This window comes from Janthinobacterium rivuli (genome assembly GCF_029690045.1).
Lineage (GTDB): Bacteria > Pseudomonadota > Gammaproteobacteria > Burkholderiales > Burkholderiaceae_D > Janthinobacterium > Janthinobacterium rivuli.
Genome location: NZ_CP121464.1, coordinates 1,463,665 through 1,485,761, shown reverse-complemented (window position 1 = coordinate 1,485,761; position 22,097 = coordinate 1,463,665). Strand labels below are relative to the sequence as shown.

Below are 22,097 nucleotides of genomic sequence, written 5' to 3'. Positions count from 1 at the left end.
GGTGGATTTGTAAAAAGGCAAATAAATTGTTGGCGAGCAACAAGTTATTTCAAAATAATTGCCGCCTTTATCACAATAACAAGGAATTTCAGATGATGATAGAAAATGTAATATCGCGGTCGCTGCGCCTGATGTTTGCAGGCGGCATGGCCCTGAGCATGCACGCCGCGTATGCGCAAGAAACAACAGATGGCACCATGCAACGCGTGGAAGTCACGGGTTCGAGCATCAAGCGCATCGCTTCCGAAGCGTCGCTGCCGGTGCAGTCGTTCAACCAGAAAGACATCAAGAAAACCGGCGTCACCACAGTGACCGATTTCATTCAGCAGATTCCTGCGATGCAGGGCTTCTCCGTGGCCGCCGATTCGGTGGGCGGCGGCGGCGGCGGCGTCACCACGGCCTCGATCCACGATATCGGCGCAGCCTACACGCTGGTGCTGCTGAACGGCCGCCGCTTGGCGCCATCCAATTCCGGCACCACCATCGACCTGAACTCGATCCCCCTGTCGGCCATCGAGCGCGTGGAAGTGCTGACGGACGGCGCCTCGGCCCTGTATGGCGCCGACGCCATCGCCGGCGTGGTCAACTTCATCCTGAAAAAAGGCGCTTCGCCGCTGGAAATCAATGCCAAGTACTCGCGCCCTGAAGAAAAAGGCGGCGCCAGCAACTCGATTTCGATCAGCAAGGGCTTCGGCGACATCGACGACGATGGCTACAGCATCTTCGTATCGGCCAGCCATGACGAACAAAAATCGCTGAAAGCATCGCAGCGCAGCTTCGCAAAAAGCGGCATCATCAATTTCAACGATCCGAAGACCGGCAAGGCGCTGCAATTCATCAACGGTTCCTCGCGTTCGTCGGCGGCCAATGCCGCTGCCACCTACAACCGTACCGATGCAAACGGCAACGTGGTGATCAACCCGGAAACCAACAAACCGTTCGTCGACAGCGTCAACCTGGCCAATCCGTATGCACTGGCCCATGGCGGCAAGTGCGCGCCAAGCAATATGGACTTCTACGGTGATGGCAACTGCTATTTCGACTCGCCGTCCACCATTGAAATCAATCCCGAATCGAAGCGCGACTCGCTGTTCAGTTCGGGTACCGTCAAGTTGGGCAAGACCGGCTGGCAGGGTTTCTACGACTTCGCCTACACCGAAGCGAGCATCAAGGCCAGCATCGCGCCGTACCCGGCCGATTTCTCCATTTCCCCGGATTCGCCCCTGTTCAGCAAATACATTGCCTCGCAGTTGAGCCCGTCGCAGCTGGCTAATGCCGTGAGCGGCGTCGCCAAGTACCGCCTGTCCGAAATGGGTAACCGCGTGTACGACTACGGCAACAAGGCGACCCACCTCGTCGGTGGCGTGGAAGGCAGTGCATTCGGCTGGGATATCAACACAGCCGTGACGTACTCGAAAAACAAGCAAACGCAGGACTACGTCAGCGGCTTCCCGCTGTCCGACAAGTTCAACGCCCTGCTCGACGCCGGCACTATCGACCCGTTCGCCTACCCTGTGGGCGCCATGCCGAACGCCATGCGTCAGGCCCTGCTGGGCACTGGCTTCAGCGGCACCTACAACACGCAAACCGTGGAAATGAAGGGCGTCGATGGCCGCGCTTCGCGCCCTGTGTTCTCGCTGCCGGGCGGAACCGCCATGCTGGGCGTGGGCGCAGACTACCGCAACACTTCGTTCAAGATGCAACAGGCGGACGTCGCTAAGCAGGCGCAAATCCTGTTTGACAATGCGCAAGTCGACAGCGAATACGCTCGCGACAATGCGGGCGCGTATGCCGAACTGATGCTGCCGATTTCAAAAAAACTGGAAGTGACCGGCTCGCTGCGTTATGACCAGATCGGCGCCATCGACGACAAACTGACGGGCAAAACGGTAGGCAAGAAAGAAAACGCCACCACCTGGAAAGTCAGCGGCAAGTATTCCGCGACCAAGAGCCTGATGTTCCGCGCCGCTGCCGGCACCGGCTTCCGCGCCGCCAGCATGCAAGAAATCGCCGGTCCGCTGGAAGACTGGGGCGTTACCGGTGGTAACTATCAATGCCCATTGACGGCAGCGAACGGCATGGGCGGTCACCCGCTGGCCAGCTACTGCAGTGGCGTTGGACGTCAGCAATTCGAAGCCTTCCAGGGCGGCAATCCTGAGCTGAAGCCGGAAACGTCGAAGCAATGGAGCATCGGTACCGTGTTCGAGCCGATCGATAGCTTGTCGATGTCGTTCGACCTGTGGAACGTGGAAATCCGCGACCAGGTCACGGCGGTTTCCGAAGGCTTGATCTTCAACAATCCAGCCAAGTATGCCAACCTGTTCACCACAAAGCACATCACCTCGACGGGCCTCGACGTGCTGGCCATCAAGCTGCTGCCGATTAACATCGGCAAGGTGGAAAACCGCGGTATCGACTACGACTTCACCCACAAGATGAAGTTGCTGGACGGCCGTCTGACGAGCCGCCTGATGGGTACCTACCTGCTGCGTTCGCGCTACACGACACCGGGCACCGATGATCAGTGGGAAACCAGCCTGAATCGCTACGGCTCGAACGACAAGGTCAGCTTCCGCAACATCATCCGCGCCACCACCTCGTATGAGACGGCCAAGTTCACGCATACGCTGAGCGCCAGCTACCGCAATGGCTACACGGACAAGGAACAGACTGTCGACGATTGCGCCGTGATCGTCGCCGGCAGCCCTGGCGAATGCTATGGCATCCAGCTGGAAGTGCCGAGCTACACCACCTTCGACTTCCAGACGGCTTACCGTCCTTTGAAGAACGTGGAAATCACAGGCGGCATCCTGAACCTGTTCGACCGCAATCCGCCATTCACCCTGCGCAACACGGGTTCGCATCAAATTGGCTACAACCCATCGTACTCGAGCGCCCTGGGCCGCCAGTTCTACCTGAGCGGTTCCTACAAGTTCTAAGCTCATCGTGAGCTGAAAACTGAAAAGCCCGGAAAGCTTAGCTTTCCGGGCTTTTTTTCATGCTGCGCGGCACGTCATTTTATTCCGCGTCGCCCTGCAAGCGGCGCTGCTTCACGGCCGCGGCCAGGTTTTCCAGCACGGCCACACTGGCGCTCCAGTCGATGCAACCATCCGTGACGGACTGGCCATAGATCAATTCCTTGCCCGGGATTAAATCCTGGCGCCCCGCCACCAGATGCGATTCCACCATCACGCCGACGATGCGGCCATCGCCGCCTGCCACCTGGCTGGCGATGTCGGCACACACGGGGATCTGGTTTTCCGGTTTTTTCGAGCTGTTCGCATGCGAGGCATCGATCATCAGGCGCGCCGCCAGGCCTTGCGCGGCGATGGCCTTGCACGCCTCGTCCACGCTGGCCGCGTCATAGTTCGGGGTTTTTCCGCCGCGCAAGATGATGTGGCAATCCTCGTTGCCATTGGTCGAGACGATGGCCGAGTGGCCGCCCTTCGTGACGGAGAGAAAATGGTGCGGCTGCGAGGCGGCCTTGATGGCTTCCACGGCGATTTTCACATTGCCGTCCGTGCCATTCTTGAAGCCGACGGGACAGGACAATCCCGACGCCAGCTCGCGGTGCACCTGCGACTCCGTCGTGCGTGCGCCGATGGCGCCCCAGCTGATCAGGTCGGCGATGTATTGCGGGCTGATGACGTCGAGGAACTCGGTGCCGGCCGGCAAGCCCAGCTCATTGATATCGCGCAACAGCTCACGTGCCATGCGCAAGCCGTCGTTGATGCGGAAGCTGTTGTCCATGTACGGGTCGTTGATCAGGCCCTTCCAGCCCACCGTGGTGCGCGGCTTCTCGAAGTAGACGCGCATGACGATTTCCAGTTCGCCGGCGAAACGCGCGCGCTCCTTGACGAGCAGGCGCGCATATTCCATCGCCGCCTTGGTGTCGTGGATGGAGCAAGGGCCGATCACCACCATCAGGCGGTCGTCCTGGCCATGCAGGATACGGTGCAGGGCAATGCGGGCGCTGGCGGCGGTCTGTTCGGCTTGCTCCGAGCAGGCGAATTCGCGGATCAGGTGGGACGGCGGAGTCAATTCCTTCATTTCGCGAATACGCAAATCATCGGTGCGGGGCATCATTTTCTCCAAAATTTAAGGAAGGGTAAAACATCTGGGTAAAAAAAAACCGCCATCAGTGGCGGTTTTTTAGAATTTGCTGGGATCTCGTGTTGCTGCTACGTGAACCGACCGCTACTCCACCGCCTTTGGGTTGGAATTGCTAAAGTAAAAATAAGCGGTAAAAAAGTGGCGAGCGAACATGCGAGTCATCCGTAAGTGATGAACGACTATAAACCTAAATTGCAACGGTTGGCAAGCATATTTGTTGGCAAAGCCGCATGCCGCCGCCGTTTTACACTGCACAACACGCAAAAAAGCATAAAAAGTTGCGCGCTGCCGATACCCGCCTGTTCGCCCCTACCGCTGTGCTCGTCGTGGCAACCACGCCACGCCGGCCATTCTATCGACGACAAGCGGGGCACTACTTGATCTAGATCTAGTCCCGGCGTCGCCGCACGGACAAAACTCAAGGACGTATCGATGACCTTTGACCGCCTGACCTTTCCGGAGAACCGCATGATCCCTACATCATCCCTACAGTCCGCTGCCTTTTCACCACCCAGACTGGGCCTGGCACTGGCCAGTGCGCTGCTGAGTCTACCCGTCCTGGCACAGGACGCCGCGCCGATTGCCCGCGTGGAAATCACCGGCTCGAACATCCGCCGCGCACAAGCAGAAACGGCTTCTGCCGTACAAACCCTGAACGCAGCCGACATTGAAAAGTCGGGCAAGTCCAGCGTGGCCGAGCTGCTGCAGACCCTGGCCGTCGACAACCAGGGTTCCGTCCCCACCACCTTCGGCAACGGCTTTGCCGCCGGCGCTTCCGGCGTGTCGCTGCGCGGTCTCGGCACGGCCTCGACCCTGGTGCTGCTGAATGGCCGCCGCGTCGCGCCGTATGGCCTGGCAGATGATGGCCAGAAAGTATTTGCCGACCTGAACATCATTCCCCTGGAAGCGGTGGAACGGGTGGAAATTCTCAAGGATGGCGCCTCGGCCATCTATGGCTCCGACGCCATCGCCGGCGTCGTCAACGTGATCCTGCGGCGCGACTACCAGGGCACGGCCATCAAGGGCAATTACGGCAAGACGAAGGAGTGGGACGGGCGCGATGCGCGCGCCGCCATCACGCACGGCTTCGGCGACATCGACAGCGACCGCTACAACGTGCTGTTGAACCTCGAATACAGCGAAAAGGCCGCCATCTGGAACCGCAACCGGGCCGGGCGCGGCGCCATCGGGCGCAGCGACTTGCGCGACTTGGGCTTCAGCGCGCAGGAATCGCTGAGCGGCGCGGGGGCCATCACCACCAACAATGCGGCCGGCAGCGCCGTCAACGGCAATGTGCGCAATCCCGACACGCTCGACTACTACAACCGCGGCAACCTGGCCGGCGCGGATTTTACGCGCACCTTCCCCGGCGCCGCCTGCGGCAACTTCACCACGCATCCGCAAGGTGATCCGGGCGGCGGTTGCCTGACCGATGCCGCCCAACAATACGGCCAGATCCAGCCCAAGCAAAAGAACATCAATTTCTTCGGCCGCGCCGCCTGGCAATTGACGCCAGCGCTGCAAACGTATGCCGAATTGAACCTGTATCACAGCAAGTCGAACTCGGCCACCACGCCATCGACGGTCAGCGGCTCGGTCGGCTACCCGGGCGGCCCTGTCAGCAATGCGGGCGTGTCGCTGGGCGCAGCCCATCCGGACAACCCGTATTTCGGCACGGCGGCGCGGCTGCGCTACCTGGCGGCCGACGTGGGGCCGCGCCTGTCGGAAGTCAATTCCACCTTCACGCGTTTTGTCGCCGGCATCAAGGGCAGCGTGGCGGGCTGGGATATCGACAGCGCCCTGCTGTACTCGCAGAACAAGGTGTCAAACGACCTGGACGGCTACCTGCAGCGCGACGTGGCCTTCGCCCTGCTCAACCCGACTGCCGCCAGTGTGGCGGCGGCCAGCCTGAACCCCGCGTATGCGGCCCTGCCAGCCGGCAGCCTGTGGCGCATCGCGGAAAACGCGGGCCTCAATTCCGCCGAGCTATACGCGGCCCTGTCGCCGCGCATCTCGAATGACGCCAAGACGCATATCGCGCAGATCGATTTCAAGGCCAGCCGCGAATTGGGCAAGCTCGACGGCGGCAGCCTGGGCGTGGCCGTGGGCGCGGAATTCCGCCACGAATCGACGGAACTCAAGCCCACCACGGGCACGGAACGGGGCAATATCATCGGCCTCGGCTATTCCGCCTACAAAGGCAGCCGCAACGCCTCGGCCATCTATGCCGAGGTGCTGGCGCCCGTGCTGAAGACCGTGGAACTGTCTGGCGCCCTGCGCGCCGACCATTTCACCGATGTGGGCAATTCCTACACGCCGAAAGTGGGCGTGAAATGGACACCCGTGCGCGAACTGGCCCTGCGCGGTACCTTCGCCAAGGGCTTTCGCGCCCCCAGCGCGGCGGAAAACGGCGTCGGCGGCCTTGCAGCATTCTCCACCGCCAGCGATCCGCTGCGCTGCGCGCTGGGTGTGGAAGTGGCGTGCGATCCAGCGGCAATCGCCGTCATCACCTCGCCCAATCCCAACCTGTCGCCCGAGCGTTCGCGCAGCTATTCCGTGGGCGCCATCTGGGACCCGCTGCCGCGTACCAGCATTTCCGTCGACCTGTGGCAAATCCGCCGCAAGAATGAAATCAACCAGGAGCAAACGGACACGGCCATCGCCGAAGGCCATGTGGCGCGCGACCCGTCGACGGCTACCGGCATCGCCGGCGATCCGGGCGCCATCACGGCCGTGCTGGCCAATTATGTGAATTCGGCGCAAACGACGGTGCGCGGCATCGATATCGACGCGCGCCAGCGCTTCAGCCTGGGCAACGACTATGGCAGCCTGGTGTTCGACCTGAAATGGACGCACTTGTACAAATGGCTGCGCACGGAACAGGATGGCACGCAGCGCGATTTTGCGGGCACGCACGGCAATTGCGACGTGTCCAACTGCATGGGCACGCCGGACGACCGCATCAACCTGGGCGCAACCTGGGAACGCCAGAACTGGCGCGTCACGGCCAACGTCAACTACCGCGCGCCGCTCGATAACGTGCTGTTCAAGAATGACCCGGACGGCTGCGCCACACATTTCGCCGATGGCACGGACGCGCCGCGCGGTTGCCGCATCGCCTCGTTCACCACGGTGGACCTGACGGCCCGCTGGCTGGCCACGCCCAAGCTGGAAGTGTTTGCGATGGTGCAAAACCTGTTCGACAAGATCGCCCCGCTCGACCCGCTGACCTATGGCGCCACGGGCTACAACCCGCTCGACTACGCGGGCGCGGCCGGACGGTTTATCAGTGCGGGGGTGAAATACAAGTTCTGATATGCGTCAAACTACCGGACGTGCCGGGCATTTCAGGAACTGCAGGCTCCTGAAATGCCTGCTTCAGCACTTACGCCGTACCGCCGACGGTAATACCGTCCAGGCGCAGGGTTGGCTGCCCCACGCCCACGGGCACGCTTTGCCCTTCCTTGCCGCACACGCCGACGCCCGAGTCCAGGCGCATGTCGTTGCCGATCATGGAAACGCGGTTGAGCACGTCAGGGCCGTTGCCGATCAGGGTGGCGCCCTTCACAGGGTAGTTGAGCTTGCCGTTTTCGATCATGTACGCTTCGCTGGCCGAAAAGACGAACTTGCCATTCGTGATGTCGACCTGGCCGCCGCCGAAGTTGACGGCATACAAGCCGTTCTTGACGGATGCGAGGATCTCGCCCGGATCCTTGTCGCCACCCAGCATATACGTGTTCGTCATGCGCGGCATGGGCAGGTGAGCGAACGATTCGCGGCGCGCATTGCCCGTCACGGGCATCTTCATCAGGCGCGCATTCATGGTGTCCTGGATGTACCCCTTCAGGATGCCATCCTCGATCAGGGTCGTGCACTGCGTGGGGTTGCCCTCGTCATCGATATTCAGGGAACCGCGCCGGCCCGCCAGGGTGCCGTCGTCGACCACGGTGACGCCCTTGGCGGCAACGCGCTCGCCGATGCACCCGGAAAATGCGGACGAACCCTTGCGGTTGAAATCGCCTTCCAGGCCATGGCCGATCGCTTCGTGCAGCAGGATGCCGGGCCAGCCAGGGCCCAGCACGATGGTCATGGGGCCGGCAGGCGCCGGGCGCGCTTCCAGGTTCACCAGCGCCGAATTGACGGCGTCCGTCGCGTATTGTTCCAGCACGGCATCGCTGAAATAGTCATAGCTGAAACGCCCGCCGCCACCGGCCGAGCCCGTTTCGCGGCGGCCATTCTGTTCCGCGATCACGGTCAGCGAGACGCGCACCAGCGGACGGATGTCGGCCGCCAGCACGCCGTCGCTGCGCAGCACCAGCACTACATCATATTCACCGGCCAGGCCCGCCATCACTTGCACCACCCGGGGATCTTTCGCCCGCGCCATCTTTTCCACGCGTTCAAGCAATTGCACCTTGGCCGTGGCGTCCAGCGAGGCGAGCGGATCGTTGGGCAAGTACAAGGAACGTCCACCCTGCGGCTGCATCTGGCCCGCAATCTTGATTTTGCCGGCGCCGGCGCGCGCAATCGTGCGCGTGGCCACCGCCGCTTCCAGCAGGGCCCGCTCGGAAATGTCGTCGGAGTACGCAAACGCCGTCTTGTCGCCAGACACGGCGCGCACGCCCACGCCCTGGTCGATGGAAAAACTGCCCGTCTTGACGATACCCTCTTCCAGGCTCCAGCCTTCGCTCCTGGTCGACTGGAAGTACAGGTCGGCATAGTCGACCTTGTGCGTAAACATCGTGCCCAGGGCTTTCAACAGCTTGTCTTCGTCCAGGCCAAACGGCGTGAGCAGGATATCGCGCGCCACGGCCAGGCTGGACAGATTGGGTTCAAATGGCTTCATAACTTTGCACTCGCTAATTATATTCAACTCATTCTCAGTACCTGACAGAAGCGTAGCGAGCGGCAGTGATTTGTGGCCGAGAAGCGCAGCCGTGCTTGAGCACGGTGAGCATCGCAGGCCGCAAAGCGCGACGCGCAGTAGCTTATGTCAGGTACCCTCACATAGTGCGGTGCGCCAGGGCTGGCAGCGACTCGCGCACGCCGGCCAAAAACAGCAGGTCGATCTCGCCGCTCACCACGCCCTCGCCTTCGGGCAACACGGCTTTCACTTCGCCCCACGGGTCGATCAGCATACTGTGGCCCCAGGTGCGGCGGCCGTTCGGATGCAGCCCGCCCTGCGCCGAGGCCAGCACATAGCACTGGTTTTCGATGGCGCGCGCGCGCAGCAGCACTTCCCAGTGGGCGCTGCCCGTCGTATGGGTAAACGCGGCCGGCACGACGATCAGCGCGCAATCGCCCATGGCGCGGTACAGCTCTGGAAAGCGCAGGTCATAGCAGATGGACAGGCCGACCCGGCCGAACGGCGTCTCGATCGAGCGCACCTGCGCGCCCGGCACGATGGTGCGCGATTCGTTGTACGACTCGGTGCCGCGCGTAAAACCAAACAGGTGGATCTTGTCGTAGCGGCCGGCAGGCGCGCCTTGCGGGTCGTACACCAGCGTGGTATTGAGTACCTTGCCCTCCTCGCCGGAAATCAGTGGCAAGGTGCCGCCGATCAGCCAGATGCCGTGCTGGCGCGCCATCTGCGCCATGCCATCCTGGATGGGGCCGCTGCCGGGCTGTTCCGCATGGGCCAGCTTGTCCGTTTCCTGCTTGCCCATGATGGCCCAGTATTCGGGCAGCACCACAAGTTGCGCGCCAGCGGCGGCGGCCTGCGCCACCAGACGCCGTGCCGTGGCCAGGTTGTCGTCCACGGATGGCGAGGAAATCATTTGTACTGCTGCGACTGTATGCATCATTGCCACCTTTTCTCCATTCGAACGCCTCGCCTATTTCGCCACGGCCTCCACGGCTGCGGCGGCAGGCACGGCGACGGGATCCAATTTACCACCATCGAGCTTGGTCACGACGGGCGATTTCCACGGGCCGGCGATCTGCATGTGATAGGTGAGCGCCTTCATCACGGGGGCGCGCAGGAACAATTGCGCCAGGAAACTACCCAGGCCGATGACGGGGTTGACGGCCAGCGCGTAGACGAGCGGCCCCGTGCCCAGGTTAAATTCCGGGATCACCACCACGTGCAGATTCGTCGTTTCATTGGCGATGTCGGCCGTGCCATCCATCAGCACGGTGGCCGCCACGCCATGCATCTTGAGGTTGTCGGTGGTCACGACGCCGCGTTTGATGCTGGCGTTGGCCGTGATGCCGTCGAAGGCCAGGCCTTCGGAAAACACGTCGTGGAAATCGAGTTTCAGCAAGCGGGGCAAGGCTTGCAGGCTGAGCACGCCCAACAGCTTGGCGGCGCCCGGATCCTGCTTGAGGAACTGGCCCGACTCCACGTTCATCTCGATCTGCCCCGACAGGGTGGGAATGTCGAGCGAATACGGCAAGCCGTTCCAGGCGATGTCGCCGCTCAGGCGGCCTTTGCCGCGGCGCACCGTGTCGGCAAAGCCGAAACGGTCGAGCAGTTTGCCCGCGTCGACGATATCGAGGCCGAAACGCAGGCTGGTCGTGCTTTGCCCATCCTTGATGACCCATTTGCCATTGCCGCTCAGGGCGCCATCGGCATTCGATAATTGCAGCTTGCCCACGCGCCACTCGCGCCCGCCCGCCGCCATGGTGTTATAGGCTTGCAACTCCAGCCGGCCGATCTTCTTGTTGAACAGTTCAAATTGCTCGGCGACGATATCGAGCGAAGGAATCGACTGGGCGCCGCTCTTTCCCTCCAGCAAATTTTTCACGTCGTTGGCGGCCGACTCCGGAATGATCAGCGACGACAGGCGCGCCGTCATCTTGCCCAGGCCGGACGGCGTTTCCAGCCACGTCACATAGCCGGACACTTGTTTCGCATCAATATTGGCTTGCCACACATCCTTCTGGTGCGTGGCGCCCACCACCACGTTTTCCAGCTTGCGCTCACCCAGCATCAATTCGCTGGCACGGGCCGCCATCATGTCCGGCACCACATATTGGGCGATATCGGGCGCATCGTCGGCGGCGCCGCTGTCGGCGGGCACCGTGGCGCTGCCGGCGATCTCGCTGCCGGCGGCGATCCAGCTGTCCACGTCCAGGGTTTTCATATTGACGTTGAACATCATGCCGCTGTCCGGTTCCGGCGCTGGCACATTCACGCCGATGCCGCCGCGCACCAGGCGCCAGGCGTCCTTGCCCTGCTTCTGGCGCTGGTAGCGCGCAGCGATGCCGGATCCCAGCGCGATGCGGATATCGTCCGTGCGCAGACCCGCGCCATTGGCCGCATTGCCCGTCAGGGTAAATTTCACGGGCAGGCTGTCGCCGGCCGGTTTTTTCAGGGGGGCGGGGAAATCCAGGCCCAGGCCCGTCAGCGGCGACTCGACATTGACCACCACCTGATGATCGCGCGCCGTGATCAGGCCGCTGTAACGGGCGCCGCCACTCAAGTGTTTTGCCAGGCGCTGCAGCACGGGCGCCGGATACGTCTTGCGCAAGCCATCGATGGTCATGTTGCCGGCAATCTTGACCTGGATGGTATCGTCCGCCTGCGTGCCGCCCGAAATGGCCAGCGGCCCGCCCAGCAGGTTGCCGTTCAAGCCATTCAGGTTGACGCCCTTTTCAGTGAATTCGATCTTGCCCTGCGTGCCCAGCACGGGCGGCATGTCGTGGAACAGCACCACGTCGTTGCCCGCCAGCTGCAAGCTGCCCTGCACGGTCGACTCGAGCATGCGCTCTGTCGGCAAGTGCAATTTGAGGGCCAGCCTGGCGTTGCCCGTCGCCGTCGTTTCATCCGTGAAATGCTCGATCCAGCCCAGCACGGGGCTGGCCGTCACGTACTTGAGAAATTCCTGCATCGGGCCAGCTGCGTTGCCTTCAATATCGAGCAGGGTGTCGAAGACGGTCAGGTCGGGGATCACGGCTTTAACATTCGTCAGGGCCACGCCGCCCGTGGTGGCCGTGTCGCCGCGAATTTCCATGCGCGCCCGTTCAAACACGAAACTGCCCTTGATCTTGTCCGCCTGCGGCCACAGGGGCGCCTTGCCGGCCAGCGGGCCGCTTTCCGCAAACTCGCCGGGCGCATAGTTCAGGGTGCCATTCTCGATCTTGCCGGCCACGCGGAAGTCGCCGCGATTGCGCTGGGCCGGCGTATCGCCCTTGAAGGGGAAATGCTCGAGTTCGCCGCGCAGGCGAAGGCTGACATCGCGCGCCACGCCGCCTTCCAGCGCGCCCGTCAGCCAGTGACGCAGGTGCTCCGGCGTTTGCAGGGGCAGATAGCGGCCGATGGTGTTGATCTGGAAATTGTCGATGCTGCCCGTTAAGTCGACCTGGCCCAGATTCTTGCCGTCGAGCGGCAAACGCTGCGAGCCATGCAAGGCGACTCGCATGCCTTGTTGATTTAAATCAAGCCTGTCCAGGTCGACTTGCAGCATATTGTCTGCTTGGAAAGCCCAGCGTGCCGCCATTTCGAATTGTTCGAACGGCAAGGCGGGCTCACTCAAATAGGAGGCCAGTTGCAATACCAATCCCTGTGCATCGATATCGATCTTGCCGCCCTTGTCACTGGCGTCGAGACTGCCAGTCAAATGATCGAAACCGGGGATAGCCGGTGCAGCCGCCTGCGCGGGGCTGGTCGCCGTCTTCGCCACAGCCAGGCGCGCCGGCTGCGCATTCAGCCCAAGATCGATGAGCTTGCCGCGCAAACGGTAGCTGGCCGGCGTCGCCATCTCGCCTTCCCATTGCGCCGAGAAATCCTGCAAACGCCCGCGCGGCGCCAGGGCGTCGAGGCGCTGGCGCTGCTGTTCGCCCAGCGGCAGCTTGTCGGCCAGCGCGGCCAGGGTGTGCAGATCGAGCGACTTGGCCGTGATTTCCGTGCGCGCCGGCTTGCGTTTGGTGGCGGCAACAAAGCGTTCGGACAGGGTCGTGGGCGGCAGGCTGAGGCCATCTCGGGTTTCCACCGCGAAATTCGTCAACTCGACCTGGTGCCCATACGCGCCAAACGTCGGCTTGCCGTCCGGCACCTGCGCCGACAGTTCTTCTTTTGCCGAAATGCGCCCGCTGACGGACAACAGGTCGAGCGGCGCGATATGCTCGCCCAGCTGCGCCGTCACATCCGTCAAGCCGACATCGGCCGTGAAGCCGGCCAGGCGCGCGTGATCCAGGCTCAACCAGGCGCGCAGGGCGCCCTTGCCCTGGCTCAGTTCGAACGGGTAATCGAGGTAGCGGCGCCAGGCGGCCAGGTCGGCATTTTTCAGGTCAGCGTACAGCTCGCCTTTCCACATCGACACGTCGGAGATGCGCGTACTGAAAGGCGGGTGCGTGAAGTGAGCGCGCACATCGATGGGCGCGGCCAGGCTGGCGGGCGGCGTGGCTTGCAAGCCCAGCCGGTGGCTGCGCCAGCGGTTGCGCAGCAACACGTTGACCTGTGATAAAGCCAGCTCGGGCGTGCCGCGCGCTTCATCCGTCCAGCGCACCTTGCCGTCGCGAATGATGATGTCATGCTGCGACAGCAGCCAGTCGGCGCCCTTGCCATCGCTGCCTTGCGTGCTGTCGATCAACACCCCGGCCACGTACAGCTTGCCATCCTTGCTGCGCCGCACGTCCAGGTCGGGCCGCGTGATTTCCAGGGTTGTAAAACGCACGGAACCGAGCACGCTCCACCACGACACGGTGGCCGATATGCTCGGCAGACTCAGCGCCTGGCGTCCCGCTTGGTCGCGCAGGGTCACGTCGCCGAGGAAAAGATTCGGCCGCACGCCATGCCACGAGGCATAAATACGCGCAATGCTGACAGGGTTGCCCAGCGCTCGGCTGGCCGCCCGCTCGATATCGCCCTTGTAATAATCGATATTCGGCAGAATGGCGTAGCGCAGGAATAAAAACAGCACGGCGAAGGCGAAATACGCCAGCAGCACCAGTTTGATGGTAAAACCCAATACATGATGGGTGGCCAGGTTGGCCATGCGATAGGCGGCACGCAGCCGCTGCCAGCGCAGGGCCAATGGCACATGTTCTGTCACGCTTGCTTCTGGCGGTTTTTGCATCAATAAGCTAATAAACTGGCCCGGCGTCAAATAATGGCAAAAATCGTCTGCATTCGTGGTACGCGCCTGCATCCCCGCGCTTGCGTCTGAGCAAAGCCTCCCTTACCATCGTCCGGAAGAGCACGTACTGCCGGCGGTATGCTACCAGCGGCACAATTTTACCGCATCCCCCGCCATTCGCAGCCAAGTTAAACAAGAACATGCACGCAGCATCCACGAGACAGTTACCGATACCATGAGCACACAGCCTTTGATTTCCGCCTCCCGTTTCTACCAGCGCTGGCTGGACGCCGCCCCCGAGCGCGCCGCGCAGGTAGCGCAACTGGTGCGCGCGCCGCTGGACAAGCTCGACTTTGCCGCCGAGCTGGCCGCCCAGGCGAACGCCGCCACGCCGCCGCTGCCGCCCGAGCGGGCCATGCGCCGCCTGCGCAACCTGCTCGTCTGCGGCCTGATCGCGCGCGATCTGGAAGGCCGGGCCGACTTGCACGAAGTCGTCACGGCCATGACGAGCTTTGCCGATTTCGCCATCCGCACGCATGTGGACGCCATCATGGCCGAGATGGTGGCCCTGCACGGCATGCCTGTCGGCGAGGAATCGGGCGAGGAACAGGCCTTGATGGTGTTGGCAATGGGCAAGCAGGGCGGCGGCGAGCTCAATGTGTCGTCGGACATCGACCTGATCTTTGTCTACCCGGAAGACGGCGACACGCACGTCACCGTACCGGGTCAGCGCAGCCTGTCCAACCACGAGTTTTTCATTCGCATGGGCAAGAAACTGATCGCCGCCCTGGCCGAGATCACTCAGGATGGTTTTACTTTCCGCGTGGACATGGCCTTGCGTCCGAACGGCAACTCGGGTCCGCTGGCCGCCAGCCTCAGCATGGTGGAGCAATACCTGATCGTGCAAGGCCGCGAATGGGAGCGCTACGCCTGGGTCAAGGCGCGCGCCGTGACGGGCAAGCCGGAAGACATTGCCTCGCTCGACGCCATCGTGCGCCCGTTCGTCTTTCGCCGCTACCTCGATTTCGGCGTCATCGACGCCATCCGCACCATGCACGGCCAGATCCGCGCCGAGGTCAACCGCCAGGAACGGCTGCACCCTGACCGCAGCAACAACGTCAAGCTGGGCCGTGGCGGCATCCGCGAAATCGAATTCCTCGCGCAAGTGTTTCAGTTGATACGGGGCGGGCGCGACGCCGAACTGCGCGAGCGCTCCACGCGCGCCACCCTGCGCACGGTGGCCGACAAGGGTTTGCTGGAACCGGCCATCGTGGAACAACTGCTCGGCTCCTACACTTTCCTGCGCAACCTCGAACACCGGCTGCAGTATCTTGACGATGCGCAAACCCACACCCTGCCCGCGAATGACGTCGACCGCCTGAGCGTGGCGCAGATGATGGGCTTGCCTGACACGGCGACCTTGCTGGCCCAGCTGGAAGCGCACCGCGTATTTGTCGCCGGGCAATTCGACGAAATGTTCAGCGACAAGAGCAGCGGCACGCCGCCGGCCGACACGGGCATCGACCCGCAGACGTCGAACGACTGCGCCGCCTCGGACCAGCAGGAAGCCATCGAAGCGCGCTTTGCCGCCCTGGGTTTCCATGAGCCGGCCGCCTGCGCGCGCCGCCTGCTGGCCACGTGGCAGGCGCCCCGTTTGCAGTCCTTGCCCGAGGCGAGCCGCACGAGACTGGTGGCCCTCGTCAATTCCGCCCTGCCCCTGATCACCGATTGCTCCGTTTCCAATGGTAACGCCAGCCAGCTGGCGACCCTGGGCCGGCTACTCGATTTCCTGGAAGCGATCGCGCGCCGCTCGGCCTATCTGTCGCTGCTGACGGAATACCCGCATACGCTCGAGCGCGTCGTGCGCATGGTGTGCGCCAGCGGCTGGGCCGCCACCTTCCTCACGCAACATCCGATTTTGCTCGATGAACTGCTGGACGAACGCATCCGCAACACTGTGCCGGACCCGGCCGCCCTGGCGCTGGATCTGCAGCGCCAGCTCGACGACGCGCCCGGCGACACGGAGCGGCAAATGGATATCCTGCGCGAAATGCACCATGCGCAACTGTTCCAGTGCCTGGCGCAAGACCTGGCGGGCGACCTGAGCGTGGAAAAGCTGGCCGACTACCTGTCGCAGCTGGCCGACATCATCGTCGCCGCAACCGTGCAAGCGGTCTGGCAAACCTTGCCCACGCGCCACCGCGACGTGCCGAAATTCGCCGTCATCGCGTACGGCAAGCTGGGCGGCAAGGAACTCGGTTATGTCTCGGACCTCGACGTCATTTTCCTCTTCGATGACGACGACCAGGAAGCGCCCGGCCTGTACGCCAAGCTGGCGCAACGCTTCATTACCTGGATGACATCGCACACCTCGGCCGGCATTTTGTTCGACATCGACATCGCCCTGCGCCCCGACGGCGCCTCGGGCATGCTGGTCTCCAGCGTGCAGGCGTTCGAGCGCTACCAGGGCAGCGCGGCCTGGGTGTGGGAACACCAGGCGCTCACGCGCGCGCGCTTTTGCGCCGGAGATACCACCATCGGCAAGCATTTCGAACGCATCCGCGACACCATCCTGCGCAAGGAGCGGCCGGAAAACGGCCCGCTCAAGGGCGAAGTGGTGGCCATGCGCAAAAAGATGCTGGACGCGCATCCGCCCCGCCCCGGCAGCTTTGATCTGAAACAGGATCCGGGCGGCATGATCGACATCGAATTCATGGTGCAATACCTGGTGCTCCAGCATGCGGCGCAGTATCCGCAGCTGACGGCGAATTCGGGCAATATCGCCCTGCTGCGCCTGTGCGGCGAACTGGGGTTGATCGACGCCCAGCTGGCCGCCCAGGTCGCCGACGCCTACCGCGCGCTGCGCAAGCTCCAGCACCAGTTGCGCCTGCAGGGGCAAGATCTGGCCCGCGTGGAACCGGAGCGCCTGCGCGTGCATGCGGACAACGTGATGCGCCTGTGGCAAGCCATCTTCGGCGCCGTTGCCTGAGGCCGACCCGGGCATGCCACTCCATTACCTGTCCCGGCTGAGCGGATCGGCGCGCGATACGCAAGCCAATCTGCAGCTGGGCTGCGTGCTGGCGCTGGTGGCCGGCGCTGTGAATGCGGGCGGCTTTCTTGCCATCGGCGGCTATACCTCGCACATGACGGGCATCGTCTCGGGCATGGCGGACGACCTGGCGCTGGGCAATATCACGGTGGCCCTGGCCGCGCTGGGCGCCTGGCTGGCCTTTGTCAGCGGCGCGGCCGTCACGGCCATCATGGTGAACTGGGGCAAGCGACGACGGCTGCACAGCCAATTCGCCGCCAGCCTGATGCTGGAAGCGGCCTTATTGCTGCTGTTCGGCTTGACGGGCAATTACCTGGCCACCATGCCCGACGTGCTGGGCCCCGTCACCATCTTGCTGCTGTGCTTTGTCATGGGCTTGCAGAACGCCATCATCACCAAGATTTCGGGCGCCGTCATCCGCACCACGCACGTGACGGGCCTGTCGACCGACATCGGCATCGAACTGGGCAAGATGGCGTATTACAACCGGCGCCACCTGCCGGATCGGATGGTCAAGGTCAACCGCGGCAAGCTGAGAACGCACAGCCTGCTGATCGCCTGCTTCTTCATCGGCGGCGTCAGCGGCGCCCTGGCCTTCAAGCACATCGGCTTTCCCGCCGCCACCATCCTGCTCGCCGGTGTACTGACCCTGCTGTCGGGCGTGCCCGTGCTGCGCGACTTGCGCCTGCTGTGGCGTTTTTACCGGCGCCGTTTCTATTCGCACAGCCATAAATGAAAAAACGCCCAGGCAACTACCTGGGCGTTTTTTCTTATGCGGTCAAAAAATTACTTGGCCGACATCAGTGCGACGGTGGTGTCGAGCATGCGGTTCGAGAAACCCCACTCGTTGTCGTACCACGACGATACTTTCACCAGGCGGCCCGACACTTTGGTCAGGGTCGAATCGAAGTTCGACGAAGCCGGGTTATGGTTGAAGTCGATCGAGACCAGTGGTTCGGTCTGGTACGTCAGGATGCCTTCCAGGGCGCCTTCCGACGCGGCTTTCATCAGGGCGTTGACTTCTTCCACGGTGGTGTCGCGCTTGGCGATGAAGGACAGGTCGACCAGCGAGACGTTGATGGTCGGCACACGGATGGCGAAGCCGTCCAGTTTGCCATTCAGCTCAGGCAGCACCAGGCCCACGGCGGCGGCGGCGCCCGTCTTGGTCGGGATCATGCTCATGGTGGCCGAACGGGCGCGGCGCAGGTCTTCATGCATCACGTCGGACAGCACCTGGTCGTTGGTGTAGGCGTGCACGGTGGTCATCAGGCCCGTTTCGATGCCGATGGCGTCGTTGAGTGGCTTGACCAGCGGTGCCAGGCAGTTGGTGGTGCACGAAGCGTTCGAAATGACGGTATCGGTCGATTTCAGCACGGAGTGGTTCACGCCGAACACGACGGTCGCGTCGACGTCCTTGCCGCCTGGTGCCGAAATGATGACTTTTTTCGCGCCGCCCTTCAAGTGAGCCGAAGCTTTCTCTTTGGTGGTGAAGAAACCCGTGCACTCCAGCACGACGTCCACGCCCAGCTCGCCCCATGGAATTTCAGCAGGATTGCGCTGTGCGAATACGCGGATCGGATCGCCATTGACGATCATGTTGTCGCCTTCGACGGTGACCGTGCCCGGGAACTTGCCGTGCGCGGTGTCGTAGCGGGTCAGGTGGGCGTTCGATTTGGCATCGCCCAGGTCGTTGATGGCAACGATCTGGATATCCTGTTTCTTGCCGCCTTCGTAGAAAGCGCGCAATACATTACGGCCGATGCGGCCGTAGCCATTGATTGCAACTTTGATCGTCATACTCTGCTCCTGATTAAAAAAAAGGTATCAGCACAGCCCCCCGGCCAGCACATGGCCAGGGTCTGCTCAAAATCAATATTAGCCAGCGATAACGGCTTTCACCTTGGCTACGACGTTCTCGACCGTGAAGCCGAAGTGCTTGAACAGCACGCCGGCAGGCGCCGATTCGCCAAACGTGTCGATACCGACCACGGCGCCTTCCAGGCCCACGTATTTGTACCAGAAGCTGGTCACGCCCGCTTCGATGGCCACGCGCGGCACGCCGCGGGTCAGCACGCTGGCCTTGTAGGCGGCGTCCTGGCGGTCATACACGTCGGTCGACGGCATCGACACCACGCGCACGTTGATGCCTTCGGCCGCCAGCGCGCTGGCGGCGGCGACGGCCAGTTCCACTTCGGAACCGGTGGCGATCAGGATCGCCTTGGCGTCCGCCACGTCGTTCAGCACATAGCCGCCGCGGTAGATGTTCTCGATCTGTTCGGCGCTACGCTCCTGGTAAGGCAGGTTCTGGCGCGAGAAGATCAGGGTCGACGGGCCATCCTTGCGGCGCACGGCGGCGCCCCAGGCAGCAGCCGACTCGACGGTGTCGCATGGACGCCAGTTGTCCAGGTTCGGGATCAAACGCATCGACGAGACATGCTCGACCGATTGGTGCGTCGGGCCGTCTTCGCCCAGGCCGATCGAGTCGTGGGTAAACACGAAGATCGAACGCAGTTTCATCAAGGCGGCCATGCGCAGGGCATTGCGGCTGTAGTCGGAGAACGTCAGGAACGTGGCGCCGAACGGGATGTAGCCGCCGTGCAGGGTGATACCGTTCATGATGGCGCTCATGCCGAATTCACGCACGCCGTAGTTGATGTGGTTGCCAGGCTGGCCCGAACGCACAGCCACGCATTCTTTCCAGTTGGTCAGGTTCGAACCGGTCAGGTCGGCCGAGCCGCCGAGGAATTCCGGCAGGGACGAAGCCAGCGCCTGGATGGCGTTCTGGCTGGCCTTGCGGGTGGCGATGTTTTCTTTCTTCTCGACGCAGGAAGCGATCGCGGCCGACAGCGCCGTTTCAAATGCAGCAGGCAGCTCGCCCTGCATGCGGCGGCTCAGTTCCGCAGCTTGCTGCGGGAATTCACGGCCGTAGGCGGCGAAACGCTCGTTCCAGTCCGCTTCCAGCAGGGCGCCTTGCTTCTTGGCATCCCAGGCAGCGTACACGTCGGCCGGCATCTCGAACGGTGCGGCATCCCAGCCGATGTATTCGCGTACGGCAGCGATTTCCTTGTCGCCCAGCGCGGCGCCGTGGACCTTGTCGCCGCCTTGCAGGTTCGGCGAACCCTTGCCGATGATGGTCTTGCAGCAGATCAGGGTTGGCTTCGATGCGGTCTTGGCGGCGGCGATGGCGGCAGCCACGGCGGCAACATCGTGGCCATCGACGGCGCGGATGACGTTCCAGCCGTACGCTTCGAAGCGCGCCGGGGTGTCGTCCGTGAACCAGCCTTCGACTTTGCCGTCGATGGAAATGCCGTTGTCATCGTACAGGGCGATCAGTTTGTTCAAGCCCAGGGTGCCGGCCAGCGCGCACACTTCGTGCGAAATACCTTCCATCAGGCAACCATCGCCGACGAAGGCGTAGGTGTAGTGGTTGACGATGTCGTAGCCAGGCTTGTTGAATTCAGCAGCCAGCAATTGCTCCGACAGGGCCATGCCGACGGCGTTGGCGATGCCCTGGCCCAGCGGGCCGGTGGTCGTCTCAATGCCCGGCGTGATATCGACTTCCGGGTGGCCCGGGGTTTTCGAATGCATCTGGCGGAACGCCTTGATGTCATCCATCGACAGCTCGTAGCCGGTCAGGTGCAGCAGCGCGTAGTGCAGCATCGAGCCATGGCCGTTCGACAACAGGAAACGGTCGCGGTTCTGCCATTTTGGATTCGCGGGATTGTGGCGGTAGTGACCACTCCACAGAGCAACTGCGATCTCGGCCATGCCCATCGGCATGCCTGGATGGCCGGAGTTGGCCTTTTGTACAGCGTCCATTGCCAGTGCGCGGATCGCATTGGCCATTTTGGTAGTCGGGAGCGTAGTTGTCATGGTGGTGTGGGTCAGTCGCGAGTTTGGGATTCGTTTGCAACAGCACGGACAAGAAAGAACCCAGGCCGGCTGCTTTATGTAGTCAACTATTTTACCAGACTAGGGGGCCGCAAATTAGAATTGCGGCGTACTGGCCAGCCAAATGGCTATACTTTGACGTCTTTCCACCCCACATATACCCCCGTTGAGGATTTGCATGCCGCGTTTTTTCTGCCCCCAGCCGCTCGTTGCCGGCACCACCATCGCCCTGCCGGAGGCTGTCGCCCACCATATCCAGGTCGTGCGCCTGGCGCCGGGCGACGTCATCACCCTGTTCAATGGCGAAGGCGGCGAAGTGCAGGCGAGCCTGGTGGCTGTCGCCAAGCGCAGCGTGACGGCGGACATCCAGACACACGTGGCGCGCGAAGCGGAGCTGCCGTACGCCGTAACCCTGGCGCAGGCCTTGCCGGAAGCGTCCAAAATGGACTGGATCATCGAAAAAGCCATCGAACTGGGTGCGGCGGGCATCGTGCCGCTGTCGGCGCAGCGCTGCGTCGTGCGCTTGTCCGCCGAGCGGGCCGAGAAAAAACTCGCGCATTGGCAAGGCATTATCGTGTCAGCATCGGAACAATGCGGGCGCAACCGCCTGGCGCAGCTGGCGCCATTGCAAGATTTTAATAGCTGGAGCCGCCAGCAAGACTTACACAAACGCATCATCCTGACGCCGCGCGCGGAGCAGTCGCTGGCCGACTGGGCGCGTCACCAGCCGCCGCAGGCCATCACCGTGATGGTGGGACCGGAAGGCGGATTTTCGGAAGCGGAAGAAAAGGCGGCCCTGGCCGCCGGCGCCATCGGCTTGAGCATGGGCCCGCGCATCCTGCGCACGGAAACGGCGGGCCTGACGGCGCTGGCCACCCTGGCGGCATTGTGGGGCGGGATGTAAGAGGCGAGAAACCATATTGAAGGCAACGCCGGGGGCGCTCCCACGCCTGCCGTGGACATAGCCAAAAAAAATGCCGCGCCCTGTTTGACAGGGCGCGGCATTTTTACTGAAATCGTGTCTT

11 protein-coding genes are annotated in these 22,097 nt (G+C 62.6%); 5 read left to right on the top strand and 6 right to left on the bottom strand.

Going from position 1 to position 22,097, the window contains the following annotated elements; genetic code table 11:
* The first annotated feature begins 92 nt into the window (after window positions 1–92).
* Window positions 93–2,939, top strand: a complete 2,847-nt coding sequence (locus P9875_RS06680; RefSeq protein ID WP_278317895.1) for a TonB-dependent receptor — start codon at window positions 93–95, stop codon at window positions 2,937–2,939.
* A 79-nt stretch (window positions 2,940–3,018) separates the two neighbouring features.
* On the opposite strand, the gene aroG is transcribed toward P9875_RS06680, so the two are convergent.
* Window positions 3,019–4,083, bottom strand: a complete 1,065-nt coding sequence (aroG, locus tag P9875_RS06675) for a 3-deoxy-7-phosphoheptulonate synthase AroG (RefSeq protein ID WP_086146852.1) — start codon at window positions 4,081–4,083, stop codon at window positions 3,019–3,021.
* 498 nt (window positions 4,084–4,581) lie between these two features.
* On the opposite strand from aroG, the gene P9875_RS06670 reads away from it, so the two are divergent.
* Complete coding sequence (locus P9875_RS06670; protein ID WP_278317894.1) at window positions 4,582–7,428, top strand: TonB-dependent receptor; 2,847 nt, start codon at window positions 4,582–4,584, stop codon at window positions 7,426–7,428.
* Between the two features lie 70 nt (window positions 7,429–7,498).
* Here P9875_RS06670 and tldD read toward each other — a convergent pair whose 3' ends face one another.
* From tldD to P9875_RS06655, 3 genes are all read right to left on the bottom strand, one after another.
* Window positions 7,499–8,959, bottom strand: a complete 1,461-nt coding sequence (gene tldD, locus P9875_RS06665) for a metalloprotease TldD (RefSeq protein WP_278317893.1) — start codon at window positions 8,957–8,959, stop codon at window positions 7,499–7,501.
* A gap of 157 nt (window positions 8,960–9,116) precedes the next feature.
* Window positions 9,117–9,917 carry a carbon-nitrogen hydrolase family protein gene (locus tag P9875_RS06660; RefSeq protein ID WP_099400774.1) on the bottom strand — a complete coding sequence of 267 codons (801 nt, stop codon included), beginning with the start codon at window positions 9,915–9,917 and terminating at the stop codon, window positions 9,117–9,119.
* Window positions 9,918–9,947: 30 nt separating this feature from the next.
* Window positions 9,948–14,108, bottom strand: a complete 4,161-nt coding sequence (locus tag P9875_RS06655; protein WP_341353819.1) for a YhdP family protein — start codon at window positions 14,106–14,108, stop codon at window positions 9,948–9,950.
* Window positions 14,109–14,367: 259 nt separating this feature from the next.
* On the opposite strand from P9875_RS06655, the gene glnE reads away from it, so the two are divergent.
* A complete protein-coding gene (glnE, locus tag P9875_RS06650) occupies window positions 14,368–17,121 on the top strand; it encodes a bifunctional [glutamate--ammonia ligase]-adenylyl-L-tyrosine phosphorylase/[glutamate--ammonia-ligase] adenylyltransferase (protein WP_423221822.1) in 2,754 nt (917 codons plus the stop codon).
* A gap of 13 nt (window positions 17,122–17,134) precedes the next feature.
* Window positions 17,135–17,917, top strand: a complete 783-nt coding sequence (locus P9875_RS06645; protein WP_278317891.1) for a YoaK family protein — start codon at window positions 17,135–17,137, stop codon at window positions 17,915–17,917.
* A gap of 50 nt (window positions 17,918–17,967) precedes the next feature.
* On the opposite strand, the gene gap is transcribed toward P9875_RS06645, so the two are convergent.
* Together gap and tkt are read right to left on the bottom strand one after the other, a co-directional pair.
* Window positions 17,968–18,978, bottom strand: coding sequence for a type I glyceraldehyde-3-phosphate dehydrogenase (gene gap / locus P9875_RS06640; protein WP_010395244.1), 1,011 nt, complete (start codon window positions 18,976–18,978; stop codon window positions 17,968–17,970).
* Between the two features lie 78 nt (window positions 18,979–19,056).
* Window positions 19,057–21,054 carry a transketolase gene (tkt, locus tag P9875_RS06635; RefSeq protein WP_099379390.1) on the bottom strand — a complete coding sequence of 666 codons (1,998 nt, stop codon included), beginning with the start codon at window positions 21,052–21,054 and terminating at the stop codon, window positions 19,057–19,059.
* 196 nt (window positions 21,055–21,250) lie between these two features.
* On the opposite strand from tkt, the gene P9875_RS06630 reads away from it, so the two are divergent.
* The gene (locus tag P9875_RS06630; RefSeq protein ID WP_278317890.1) at window positions 21,251–21,976 is read left to right on the top strand and encodes a 16S rRNA (uracil(1498)-N(3))-methyltransferase; all 726 of its coding nucleotides are present in this window, start codon (window positions 21,251–21,253) and stop codon (window positions 21,974–21,976) included.
* Window positions 21,977–22,097: the final 121 nt, after the last annotated feature.